This is a genomic window from Geobacillus sp. PK12, assembly GCF_004123125.1.
In the GTDB taxonomy this organism is placed as follows: Bacteria; Bacillota; Bacilli; order Bacillales; family Anoxybacillaceae; genus Geobacillus; species Geobacillus zalihae.
Genome location: NZ_SDKL01000025.1, coordinates 1 through 11,577, shown reverse-complemented (window position 1 = coordinate 11,577; position 11,577 = coordinate 1). Strand labels below are relative to the sequence as shown.

At 51.3% G+C, this 11,577-nt stretch carries 12 protein-coding genes and 1 riboswitch; of the genes, 11 read left to right on the top strand and 1 reads right to left on the bottom strand.

The genetic code is table 11. From position 1 onward, the window contains the following. The first annotated feature begins 199 nt into the window (after positions 1–199). Positions 200–309, top strand: a riboswitch (SAM riboswitch). A gap of 87 nt (positions 310–396) precedes the next feature. From ETR37_RS09965 to ETR37_RS09955, 3 genes are read left to right on the top strand one after another with little or no spacing between them, the layout of a single operon-like run. Beyond that, positions 397–1,425: a methionine ABC transporter ATP-binding protein gene (locus ETR37_RS09965; protein ID WP_011232469.1), complete on the top strand. Its 1,029-nt coding sequence runs from the start codon at positions 397–399 to the stop codon at positions 1,423–1,425. Continuing rightward, positions 1,415–2,083: a methionine ABC transporter permease gene (locus ETR37_RS09960; protein WP_020755861.1), complete on the top strand. Its 669-nt coding sequence runs from the start codon at positions 1,415–1,417 to the stop codon at positions 2,081–2,083. The genes ETR37_RS09965 and ETR37_RS09960 overlap by 11 nt, the downstream gene beginning before the upstream one ends. Before the next feature lie 15 nt (positions 2,084–2,098). Continuing rightward, a complete protein-coding gene (locus ETR37_RS09955; protein WP_020755860.1) occupies positions 2,099–2,950 on the top strand; it encodes a MetQ/NlpA family ABC transporter substrate-binding protein in 852 nt (283 codons plus the stop codon). Between the two features lie 118 nt (positions 2,951–3,068). Here the strand turns inward: ETR37_RS09955 and ETR37_RS09945 are convergent, their stop codons facing one another. Further along, complete coding sequence (locus tag ETR37_RS09945; RefSeq protein ID WP_013524548.1) at positions 3,069–3,260, bottom strand: hypothetical protein; 192 nt, start codon at positions 3,258–3,260, stop codon at positions 3,069–3,071. Positions 3,261–3,437: 177 nt separating this feature from the next. On the opposite strand from ETR37_RS09945, the gene ETR37_RS09940 reads away from it, so the two are divergent. The 8 genes from ETR37_RS09940 (at position 3,438) to ETR37_RS09900 (ending at position 11,496) form a co-directional block, all read left to right on the top strand. Further along, complete coding sequence (locus tag ETR37_RS09940) at positions 3,438–3,800, top strand: carboxymuconolactone decarboxylase family protein (protein WP_081132909.1); 363 nt, start codon at positions 3,438–3,440, stop codon at positions 3,798–3,800. 255 nt (positions 3,801–4,055) lie between these two features. Then, on the top strand, positions 4,056–4,835 hold the full coding sequence (gene sufC / locus ETR37_RS09935; RefSeq protein WP_014196681.1) for a Fe-S cluster assembly ATPase SufC: 780 nt from the start codon (positions 4,056–4,058) through the stop codon (positions 4,833–4,835). A gap of 17 nt (positions 4,836–4,852) precedes the next feature. Next, complete coding sequence (sufD, locus tag ETR37_RS09930) at positions 4,853–6,166, top strand: Fe-S cluster assembly protein SufD (RefSeq protein WP_081132910.1); 1,314 nt, start codon at positions 4,853–4,855, stop codon at positions 6,164–6,166. Continuing rightward, positions 6,163–7,383, top strand: coding sequence for a cysteine desulfurase (locus ETR37_RS09925; RefSeq protein WP_129447205.1), 1,221 nt, complete (start codon positions 6,163–6,165; stop codon positions 7,381–7,383). The genes sufD and ETR37_RS09925 overlap by 4 nt, the downstream gene beginning before the upstream one ends. Further along, complete coding sequence (gene sufU / locus ETR37_RS09920) at positions 7,373–7,822, top strand: Fe-S cluster assembly sulfur transfer protein SufU (protein WP_013144310.1); 450 nt, start codon at positions 7,373–7,375, stop codon at positions 7,820–7,822. The genes ETR37_RS09925 and sufU overlap by 11 nt, the downstream gene beginning before the upstream one ends. A gap of 6 nt (positions 7,823–7,828) precedes the next feature. Beyond that, positions 7,829–9,226 (top strand): Fe-S cluster assembly protein SufB, encoded by a 1,398-nt coding sequence (gene sufB / locus ETR37_RS09915; protein ID WP_011232461.1) that lies wholly within the window; start codon positions 7,829–7,831, stop codon positions 9,224–9,226. A gap of 604 nt (positions 9,227–9,830) precedes the next feature. After that, on the top strand, positions 9,831–10,031 hold the full coding sequence (locus tag ETR37_RS09910; protein WP_223810853.1) for a transposase: 201 nt from the start codon (positions 9,831–9,833) through the stop codon (positions 10,029–10,031). Between the two features lie 589 nt (positions 10,032–10,620). Then, positions 10,621–11,496, top strand: a complete 876-nt coding sequence (locus tag ETR37_RS09900) for a hypothetical protein (RefSeq protein ID WP_240673891.1) — start codon at positions 10,621–10,623, stop codon at positions 11,494–11,496. Positions 11,497–11,577 lie beyond the last annotated feature (81 nt).

Sequence of the window (11,577 nt, the reverse complement as noted above, 5' to 3'; positions counted from 1 at the left end):
AGGGATGAGAGGCCGAAAGCGCTTACGATATGAATTCCTGAAAATGGTTCGCTAACTAGTGATTGACAACGCACGAAGAGAAAAAAAAAAATGTTCTCCACAAAGTCTTGACTGACTCTCGGATAAAAAAGATGTTGACACGCTTCGACAGACAATGATACAATCACATTCGTAGTCAATTGAATAGGCGATTGTTGCGCTCTTATCAAGAGAGGTGGAGGGATGTGCCCAATGAAGCCCGGCAACCGTCAGCGCATGTGCTGAAATGGTGCCAATTCACACAAAGCGGCCTGCTTTGAGAGATAAGAGACGGAATGGTGCACAATACCTTTCTGTTCTCTGCGGGCAGAAAGGTTTTCTTTTTGCGCTCTGCCGCTTGGGGAGGAAGGTGAAACGATGATTACACTCGAACAAGTGACGAAAATCTATCAAGCGGCCAACGGTTCGGTCACGGCAGTCGACAATGTGTCGCTTGAGATTCGCGAAGGAGAAATTTTCGGCATTATCGGCTACAGCGGCGCTGGGAAAAGCACGCTCATCCGCTTGCTCAATGGGCTCGAGAAGCCGACGAGCGGCCGGGTGGTCGTCGCCGGGCGCGATATGACGCGCGTGAAAGGGCGGGAGCTGCGCAAGGCGCGCCAAGAAATCGGGATGATTTTCCAGCATTTCAACTTGCTTTGGTCTCGCACAGTCAGGGAAAACATTGCCTTTCCGCTTGAAATTGCCGGCGTCCCGAAAGAGGAGCGGAACAAGCGGGTGGATGAATTGATCGAGCTTGTCGGCCTTTCCGGGCGCGAGGATGCCTACCCGTCGCAGCTGAGCGGCGGGCAAAAGCAGCGGGTCGGCATCGCCCGGGCGCTCGCCAACAACCCGAAAGTCTTGCTGTGCGACGAGGCGACATCGGCGTTGGACCCGCAGACGACCGATGCGATTTTGGACTTGCTCGTTGACATCAACAAGCGTCTCGGGCTGACGATTGTGCTGATCACCCATGAAATGCACGTCATCCGCAAAATTTGCGACCGCGTTGCGGTGATGGAAAGCGGCCGAATCGTCGAGCAAGGCGAAGTGCTGCATGTGTTCCGCAACCCGCAGCAACCGATTACGAAACGGTTCGTCAAGCAGCTGATCGAGCCTGAGGAGACGGAAGAGGCGATTTCCCATTTGTTTGGCCAATACCCGAGCGGGCTGATCGCGCAGCTGACGTTCGTCGGCGCGGCAGCCGGAAAGCCGCTCATCACCGAAGTGGTGCGTCAGTTTGCCGTCGATGTCAACATTTTGCAAGGGAAAATTTCGCAAACCCATCAAGGCGCCTATGGGGTGCTGTTCGTGCACCTCGACGGGGCGAGGGATGAAATCGACCGGGCGCTTGACTATATTCAACGCCAGCAGGTGGCGGTGGAGGTGATTCACGATGCTCGCTAACCTCCTGCCGAACGTGCAATGGGAGACGATGTGGGCGGCGACGGTCGAGACGCTGTATATGACGGGAGTGGCGGTGGCGGCCACTTTCGTCCTCGGAATCGTTCTTGGCTTGCTTCTATTTTTGACAGCGAAGGGCAACCTATGGGAAAACCGGTTTGTCAATACCGTGATTGCGGCGTTTGTGAACATTTTCCGCTCTATTCCGTTTATTATTTTGATCATTTTGCTCATTCCGTTTACCACCTGGCTCGTCGGGACGATGCTTGGCGCCAATGCGGCGCTGCCGGCTTTGGTCATTGGGGCCGCGCCGTTTTACGCCCGCATGGTGGAGATCGCCCTTCGCGAAATCGACAAAGGCGTCATCGAAGCAGCCCAAGCGATGGGCGCCTCAACGTGGACGATCATTTGGAAAGTGCTCTTGCCTGAATCGCTTCCAGCGCTCGTCTCCGGCATTACGGTGACGGCGGTGTCGCTCGTCAGCTATACGGCGATGGCTGGAGCCATCGGCGCCGGCGGGCTTGGGGACTTGGCGTATTTGGAAGGATTCCAGCGCAACCATAACGATGTGACGTTTGTCGCGACCGTGTTGGTGCTCGTCATTGTCTTTGTCATTCAGTTGATCGGTGACTTTGTCACTTCAAAAATCGATAAACGATAAAGGAGGAAGAAGTCGATGAAAAAATGGCTTGGTGCGCTCCTTGCCGCCGCTCTCGTCTTCGCCTTGGCAGCATGCGGAAGCAACAATCACGACAACGCGGAAGGCGGCAAAGACGGCAAATTGGTGAAGTTGAAAGTCGGTGCGTCGAACGTGCCGCATGCGGAAATTTTGGAAAAAGCGAAACCGATTTTGAAGAAAAAAGGCATCGACTTGGAGATCATTACGTTCCAAGATTACATCTTGCCGAACAAAGCGCTGGCGGAGAAGCAAATCGACGCCAACTATTTCCAACACATTCCGTATTTGGAATCGCAAAAGAAAGAGTACGGCTATGATTTCGTCAACGCCGGCGGCATTCATATCGAGCCGATCGGCTTATACTCGAAAAAATACAAAAGCATTGAAGAACTGCCGGACGGCGCGACGATCATCATGAGCAACTCGGTCGCCGACCATGGCCGCATTTTATCGATGCTGCAAGAAAAGGGGCTCATTAAGCTGAAACCGGGCATCGATAAAACGAAAGCGACGGTCAACGACATCGTCGAAAACCCGAAACATTTGAAATTTAAAGCGGACGTCGATGCTGGACTTCTGCCGCAAATTTACAAAAACGGCGAAGGCGATGCGGTTTTGATCAACGCCAACTATGCGCTTGACGCCGGTTTGGACCCGGCGAAAGACCCGATCGCCGTGGAGTCGCCGAAAAACAATCCGTATGTGAACATTGTGGCGGTGCGCAAAGGCGATGAAAACCGAAAAGAAATCAAAACGCTTGTCGAAGTGCTGCAATCGAAAGAAATTCAAGATTTCATCAAAGAAAAATACCACGGCGCCGTCATTCCAGCGGCGGAAAACAACCAATAACGGGAGCATTTCGCTTCCGTTTCTTTTTTTGTCTCCAAAAAGCCGCTCCCCTTAAACGAAACGAAAGCGGCAAAGGTTAAAACGATTCTGAATCCGAGGGCGCCGCGGCCGACCTGCTTCATCGGCCGTTCAAACGCGCCAGTACGGCGGCGAGCATAACGATGATGACGCAGTTTTGCAGGACGATCACCGCCGTTAAGCTGAAGGCGCCGTCTCCTTGTTCACCGAGGGTGTTGCCGATGATGATCCACGCCAAAAACGAAGCGAAAGCGGCGGTTAAGGCAAAGACAACCCAACGAATCAATGGCATTCCCCCCTTTCCTATGATGATGGAAGTGGAACAGAACCGTTCGTTTTCATCATGACATTCCGTCGATGTTGGCGAAACGGTGGTGTTTCCACAAGCTTTTAATACCATTCGTTGTTTAATATCGTTTTCCTTCATCCATACTAACAGCGGATAAGCAAAATAAGGAGGACAACGATCATGAACAACGAAACACATGCATCGGTCGAATCCGCGCTTCATCGCTACAAAGAGGGAATTGGGGCGTTCACCAAAAAACTTCCGAATGTGGCCGAGCGGTTTAACGCGTTTACGGAAGCGTGCTTTGCCGAGGGAGCGCTGTCAAAAAAAGAAAAACAATTGATTGCCCTCGGCATCAGCTTGGCGGCGCAAGACGAGTATTGCACGATTTACCATACGAAAGGATGCCTTGACGAAGGAGTGTCGGAACGGGAAATTTTGGAAGTATGCGCGGTGGCGGCCGCGTTTGGCGGCGGGGCGGCGATGAGCCAGGCGGTGACGCTCGTGCAGGAATGCCTCCGCGAGCTGCGGACAGCCCATTAGACTCCGGCAACGGGGTCTTTTTTTTTTGCAAAAGCTCGTACAAACAGCCCGTTTTCGTGTAAAATATAAAAAGCGCTGTCCCTTTTTCCTGTTTTTCTCCGTTTAGTTGCGTCTACATAGTGAAAAAGGGGGCGGAATAGTTGCGCATATTTTTCATTTGTTATAAGATTGTAATGAGAATAAAATGAGAATGAGCGTCCGCTGGGTCAACAGCGAGCGATGACTATTTTCAAGCAGAAATTGGAGGTATGCTGCATGGCAGTGTTGACGATTCAAAATCTCCACGTTGCGGTGGAAGGGAAAGAGATTTTAAAAGGGGTTGACTTGGAAATCAAAGGCGGGGAAATCCACGCTATTATGGGTCCGAACGGGACGGGAAAATCGACGCTGGCTTCGGCCATTATGGGGCACCCGAAATATGAAGTGACGGAAGGATCGGTGACGCTCGACGGCCAGGATGTCCTTGAGATGGAAGTCGACGAGCGGGCGCGCGCCGGCCTGTTTTTGGCGATGCAATACCCGAGCGAAATCAGCGGGGTGACGAACGCCGACTTTTTGCGCGCTGCGATCAACGCCCGGCTTGGCGAAGGTAATGAAATTTCGCTCATGAAATTCATCCGCAAGCTCGATGAAAAAATGGCATTTCTCGAAATGAACCCGGATATGGCGCACCGCTACTTAAACGAAGGATTTTCGGGCGGGGAGAAAAAGCGGAACGAAATTTTGCAGCTGATGATGCTTGAGCCGAAAATCGCCATTTTGGACGAGATCGACTCCGGCCTCGATATCGACGCGCTCAAAATCGTCGCCAAAGGCGTCAACGAAATGCGCAGCAGCGAGTTCGGCTGTTTGATCATCACTCACTACCAACGGTTATTGAACTATATCACGCCGGATTACGTGCACGTCATGATGCAAGGGCGCATCGTCAAATCCGGCGGTCCGGAGCTGGCGCAGCGGCTTGAGGCGGAAGGGTACGATTGGATCAAAAAAGAGCTCGGCATCGAAGACGAAACGGTCGGACAAGAAGCGTAAGCGTTAGGAGGAGGACTATGGCGACAGAAACGAAAATCCCATTCGATGAAACCTACATCCGCACGTTCTCAAGCGAACGCGGCGAACCGGGCTGGCTGACCGAGCGGCGCCTTGAGGCGCTTCGGCTGGCGGAGCGGCTGCCGCTGCCGAAACCGGAGAAAACGAAAATCGACAAATGGAATTTCACCGAGTTCGCCCGCCACACGGTCGACAGCGCGCCGTATCATGGTCTTGACGATTTGCCGGAAGCGGTCAAAGCGCTCCTTGAGGCGGGCGAAGGAACGAAAAACTTATACGTGCAGCGCAACCATACGCCGGCGTACGTGTCGCTGTCCGATGAATTAAAAGAAAAAGGCGTCATTTTCACCGACATCTTCACAGCAGCGCGCGAGCATGGCGACTTGCTGAAGAAATACTTCATGACCGATGGGGTCAAGCCGGATGAGCACCGTCTCGCCGCGCTCCATGCGGCGCTGCTCAACGGCGGTGTGTTTGTCTATGTCCCGAAAAATGTGGAGATTGAAACGCCGCTTCAGGCGGTCTATATTCAAGATGAAGACGACATCGCCTTGTTCAACCATGTCATCGTCGTGGCGGAAGACAACAGCCGCGTCGTGTTTGTCGAAAATTATATATCAGCAAGCCGCGAAGGAAAAGCGGTTGTCAATGTGGTGGCCGAGGTGTTTGCCCAAGCGAACGCAAGCGTCTTTTTCGCCGCTGTCGACCATTTGGCGAAAGGCACCACGACGTACGTCAACCGGCGCGGCATCGCTGGGCGCGACGGACGGATCGAATGGGCGCTCGGGCTGATGAATGACGGCAACACGGTCTCCGAGAACATCACCCGCCTTGTCGGCGACGGCTCGTTCGGCGATACGAAAACGGTCGCGGTTAGCCGTGGCGAGCAAGTGCAAAACTTTACAACGAGCGTCATTCATTACGGAAAGCATACAGAAGGCCACATTTTAAAACACGGCGTCGTCCGCGACAGCGCGACCTCGATTTTCAACGGCATCGGCAAAATTGAGCACGGCGCGTCAAAGTCGAACGCCGAGCAGGAGTCGCGCGTCTTGATGTTGAGCGAAAAAGCGCGCGGCGATGCGAACCCGATTTTGCTCATTGATGAAGACGACGTCATGGCGGGCCACGCGGCATCGGTGGGACGCGTCGATCCGATCCAATTGTATTACTTAATGAGCCGCGGCATTCCGAGACGCGACGCAGAACGGCTCATCATCCACGGCTTTTTGGCGCCGGTCGTCGAGGCGATTCCAATTGAAGGCGTGAAAAACCAATTAATTGAAGTGATTGAAAGGAAAGTTCAATCATGAATGTGAACGAAATTCGCGCGTTGTTTCCGATTTTGCATCAGCAAGTGAACGGCCATCCGCTCGTCTATTTTGACAGCGCGGCGACGTCGCAAAAGCCGCTGCCGGTGATTGAGACGCTTGACCGCTACTACCGCGAGTACAACTCGAACGTCCACCGCGGCGTCCATACGCTCGGGACGAAGGCGACCGATGCGTACGAAGGCGCGCGCGAAAAAGTGCGGCGGTTTTTAAACGCCCAATCGGCGCAGGAAATCATCTTTACGCGCGGCACGACCGCTGCGCTCAACTTGGTCGCTGCAAGCTACGGGCGCGCCAATGTCAAAGAAGGCGACGAGATCGTCATCACGTACATGGAGCATCACAGCAACTTAATCCCATGGCAGCAGCTGGCGAAACAAACGGGCGCAACGCTGAAATACATTCCGCTGCAGGAAGACGGCACGATCGATTTGCGCGACGTTGAGGCGACCGTCACCGAAGCGGCGAAGATTGTCGCCATTGCTCATGTATCGAACGTGCTTGGGACGATCAACCCGGTGCGGGAGATCGCCCGCATCGCCCATGAGCGCGGCGCGGTCGTCGTCGTCGATGCGGCGCAAAGCGCTCCGCATATGAAGGTCGATGTCCAAGAACTTGATTGCGATTTTCTCGCCCTTTCCGGCCATAAAATGTGCGGGCCGACGGGAATCGGCGTATTATATGGCAAAAAGAAATGGCTTGAGCAGATGGAGCCGGTCGAGTTCGGCGGCGAAATGATCGATTTTGTCGAGCTGTACGACTCGACGTGGAAAGAGTTGCCGTGGAAGTTTGAAGGCGGCACGCCGATCATCGCCGGGGCGATTGGCCTTGGGGCGGCGATCGATTTCCTTGAACAAGTCGGCTTGGACGCCATCGCCGCCCATGAGCACGAGCTGGCGCAATACGCACTCGAACGGCTGGCTGGCATCGACGGCGTCACCGTCTATGGCCCGAAAGAACGGGCGGGGCTTGTGACGTTTAACATCGAAGGGGTGCATCCGCACGATGTGGCGACCGTTTTGGACGCAGAAGGGGTCGCCATCCGCGCCGGCCACCATTGCGCCCAGCCGCTCATGAAATGGCTCGGCGTGACGGCGACCGCCCGGGCGAGCTTTTACCTTTACAATACGAAAGAGGAAATCGACCGGTTCATCGCCGCATTACAGAAAGCGAAGGAGTACTTCAGCCATGTCTTCTAACCATCCGTTGGACCAGCTTTACCGCCAAGTCATTATGGATCATTATAAAAACCCGCGCAACCGCGGGGTGCTTGAGGGCACGAACGTCGATGTCAACATGAACAACCCGACGTGCGGCGACCGCATCCACTTGACGATGAAAGTTGAAGACGGAAAAGTCGCCGACGTCAAATTTGAAGGGGAAGGCTGTTCGATTTCGATGTCGTCGGCGTCGATGATGACGCAGGCGATCAAAGGGAAAACGGTGGAAGAAGCGCTTCGGCTCGCCCACATTTTTTCCGACATGATCCAAGGGAAAGAGTACGACGATTCCGTCGACCTTGGCGACATCGAAGCGCTCCAAGGCGTTTCCAAGTTTCCGGCCCGCATCAAATGCGCGACGCTCGCGTGGAAAGCGCTCGAAAAAGGGCTGCACAATCATGAACATGAAGGAAGGTGAACCGAGATGGCGAAAAAAGCACCGGAAATCGGTGAATACAAGTACGGCTTCGTCGACAAGGACGTCTCCGTCTTCCGCGCCCAGCGCGGCCTGACGCGTGAAGTCGTCGAAGAAATTTCGCGGATGAAAAACGAGCCGCAATGGATGCTCGAGTTCCGCTTAAAAGCGCTCGACATCTTCTACAGCAAACCGATGCCGCAATGGGGCGGCGACTTGTCAAGCCTCGATTTCGATGAAATTACGTACTACGTCAAACCGACGGAAAAATCGGGCCGCTCATGGGATGAAGTGCCGGCGGAAATTAAAGCGACGTTCGATAAATTAGGGATTCCAGAGGCGGAACAAAAATATTTGGCCGGCGTCTCGGCGCAATATGAATCCGAGGTCGTCTACCACAACATGAAAGAAGACCTCGAAAAACTCGGTGTCATCTTTAAAGACACCGACTCGGCGCTGAAGGAAAACGAAGACTTGTTCCGCGAGTATTTCGCCAAAGTCGTGCCGCCGACGGACAACAAATTTGCGGCCTTGAACTCGGCCGTCTGGTCGGGCGGTTCGTTCATCTACGTCCCGAAAGGCGTCAAAGTCGATACGCCGCTTCAGGCGTACTTCCGCATCAACTCGGAAAACATGGGGCAGTTTGAACGGACGCTCATCATCGTGGACGAAGGGGCGCACGTCCATTACGTCGAGGGCTGCACGGCGCCGATTTACACGACGAACTCGCTCCATAGCGCGGTTGTTGAGATCATCGTCAAAAAAGGCGCGTACTGCCGCTACACGACGATCCAAAACTGGGCGAACAACGTCTTCAACTTGGTGACGAAGCGCGCCGTCTGCGAAGAAAACGCGACGATGGAATGGATTGACGGCAACATCGGCTCGAAGCTGACGATGAAATACCCGGCCGTCATCTTAAAAGGCGAAGGGGCGCGCGGCTTGACACTGTCGATTGCCATCGCCGGCAAAGGGCAGCACCAAGACGCCGGGGCGAAAATGATTCATCTGGCGCCGAATACGTCGTCGACGATCGTCTCGAAGTCGATCTCGAAACAAGGCGGCAAGGTGACGTATCGCGGCATGGTCCATTTCGGCCGCAAAGCGTCCGGCTCGCGCTCGAACATCGAATGCGATACGCTCATTCTCGACAACCAGTCGACATCGGATACGATTCCGTACAACGAAATTTTAAACGACAACGTGTCGCTTGAACACGAAGCGAAAGTGTCGAAAGTGTCGGAAGAGCAGCTGTTCTACTTGATGAGCCGCGGCATTTCCGAGCAGGAAGCGACGGAAATGATCGTCATGGGCTTCATCGAGCCGTTCACGCGGGAGCTGCCGATGGAATACGCGGTCGAGATGAACCGCTTGATCAAATTCGAGATGGAAGGAAGCATTGGGTAAGCTTGATGAATCAAGGGTGGAGCGTTCGCTTGGGGGTGCTTCCCCCACAAAACGCCCACATGATCGACGCAGGGCAAAACAAGGGAGCGGCCGGCGCTTATTCTCTCCGGTGGTCTCTGGAAGCGTCAAGGCCGCCCTGCAGGCCATTTCCTCCCTCATGGGAGCATGTTTTTAGGGGAGCGCTCTTTTTTGGGCGCTCCCCTGTCATTGATTTCAAATGCCAGGCGGATCTGTTCAGCCGTGTACGATCTCTCGGCTTAGTAGCCTTTTTAGGCGTGAAGTTAGCAGCCATGTATTAAAAACATGGATTTTATTCATTTTTCCCGATAGGAACTACGAAAGAGATGTTTAAGTTAAGTGCAACTTTTTATTGACAAATAATTTTTTTCTATATAAGTTGCAATTTTGTTTTACATGGCATTGTTCGCTCTTCTTGCCACCGTGCCAGCTTGTTAGGTGATAAAGTAAAGACGGACATGGAGGTCGGAATTTCTTTATTACAACCTATATACAATTAAACTGTAGATGAGCATTTTTCACTACAATAATTTCTATGGTTAAAAGAGACAAACAGAGACCCTCTTACACGATGCGGAACTGTTTTTTGACTACATCAATGGTCATATCCTCCTATTCGCCACAGCTGAACCCGATCGAGCACTTGTGGAAATGGCTGAAAGACACCGTCATTGCCAATGTGTTTCATCAAGATCGAAACGATATCGCCCAAGCCATTGCTCGGTTTATGGATGACATCCATGAACGCCCGGAGGAAGTGCTGCAACGCTTGGGGTGTGCAGGATGACTGAGAAACTCACTCTTCATGTTGTATGTATATACTTACATTCTACAGGAAAGGTGCTCTTTTTTCTATGATGTGGATGGGGATTATCGGTTAATCAACACGCCTGAAAAAAGAGGTGTTCAACAGCAACAAGAAAAAGGCATGACTAATCTAAATCATTATAAGGTAGGTGGCATTTTATTTTTATGAAACTTATATTTTCTGGAAAAAGTGGAATATTCATAAAGGTTCTCTTGTTAGTTATTTCATGGTTTATTATTTTATTCAGCTTGATGATTCAAAATTCTGATGCGTTCATTTATTGGTTTAATCCAAGCGTAGTATCCATTAGCGATGAAAGGTATTTTTATACTTTAGTGCCTACCTTTTTTAATATTCTACTTTTATTTTTCCAAATTAAGTTTTTGGGGGTTAGAGAGAGAAAAACAACTATCTACAAAATCTTGTTTGTTACGCTTGTCATTAATACTATATTGTTTTTATATTATGCTATTTATCAATTTTTTGGATAAATCCAAAAACAATTATTGAATGGGGGTGGCAAGCTTTTTTTCTTCCGACCGTTGAAACTCAAGGAAAAACCGTGAGTGTGGAGGATAAACTTTTGACAATACCTTACGGTGAAGAGGGTGGCTTATCATTGAAACGGATCCTCCGTTATGTTTTGTTGTGTACAATGCTAGCTGGCTGCGATCATCAGGAGATGAATTTACAGGCTCATCATTTGGATGCAAAAAGACAAGGTTTTGATCAAGAAGAGATAGAAAATCTCATTAGAGAGCCGGAAAACGCCAATAAAGTCAACCGACAGCTCAAAAACAAGGAGGCTGCGGCTTTCTTTCGGCTGGGGATGACGAAAGAAGAGATTCGTCACTTGGATCGGGAGGAGATGGATTTTTTTCGCGCGAGAAGTGCGGCGAATCAATGGCATGAGCTCGATGAACAAACGGTGAAGGAGATTTTCAAGAAACAGGCGGATCATCCAATGATCCGATGCCATATCGAGAAACAGAAATTATGCACCGCGTCCACGATTTACACCGATCAAAAAAAGAACATCATGGAATTGACCATATCCGTTTCCTTGTTAAGTCGAGAAGAGCATCGATATGCCGTCGTCTTGTCGTATGAATGGCTTATCGATCCGAAAGAAAAGGAGACGGATTTTTACGGGATTTTGACGACTGAAAATGCGGTTGTCGATTATCATCAGCTTTATAGCTCCTACAAGACGTATCGGGATGCGTCTCACGTCAGCATACAACATAGTAGAAAACCTTACCAATCTTCTGTTGTAGGGTATATGATCAAAAATTCTCTGCACAAGGAAAACAACCGCCACTTTGGATATGTGTATTCTGAAATTGTCCCTTCGGATCACGCGCAAACGTATATGGATGTTGAGGGATTTTATGTTCATCGTCTTTGGCGAGGAGACCCCCACTTCAACGACCAAAGGGAGTAAGTGGGGGAGGAATCGCTTTTTTTGTTTTTGTATCACTAAAAAATATGATATAATATATGATATAATATATTATATAATATA

Coding starts and splice junctions, on each gene's coding strand:
- ETR37_RS09965 (WP_011232469.1), top strand. CDS start 397: ATGATTACACTCGAACAAGTGACGAAAATCTATCAAGCGGCCAACGGT.
- ETR37_RS09955 (WP_020755860.1), top strand. CDS start 2,099: ATGAAAAAATGGCTTGGTGCGCTCCTTGCCGCCGCTCTCGTCTTCGCC.
- ETR37_RS09940 (WP_081132909.1), top strand. CDS start 3,438: ATGAACAACGAAACACATGCATCGGTCGAATCCGCGCTTCATCGCTAC.
- ETR37_RS09945 (WP_013524548.1), bottom strand. CDS start 3,260: ATGCCATTGATTCGTTGGGTTGTCTTTGCCTTAACCGCCGCTTTCGCT.
- sufU (WP_013144310.1), top strand. CDS start 7,373: ATGTCTTCTAACCATCCGTTGGACCAGCTTTACCGCCAAGTCATTATG.
- sufB (WP_011232461.1), top strand. CDS start 7,829: ATGGCGAAAAAAGCACCGGAAATCGGTGAATACAAGTACGGCTTCGTC.
- sufC (WP_014196681.1), top strand. CDS start 4,056: ATGGCAGTGTTGACGATTCAAAATCTCCACGTTGCGGTGGAAGGGAAA.
- ETR37_RS09960 (WP_020755861.1), top strand. CDS start 1,415: ATGCTCGCTAACCTCCTGCCGAACGTGCAATGGGAGACGATGTGGGCG.
- ETR37_RS09925 (WP_129447205.1), top strand. CDS start 6,163: ATGAATGTGAACGAAATTCGCGCGTTGTTTCCGATTTTGCATCAGCAA.
- sufD (WP_081132910.1), top strand. CDS start 4,853: ATGGCGACAGAAACGAAAATCCCATTCGATGAAACCTACATCCGCACG.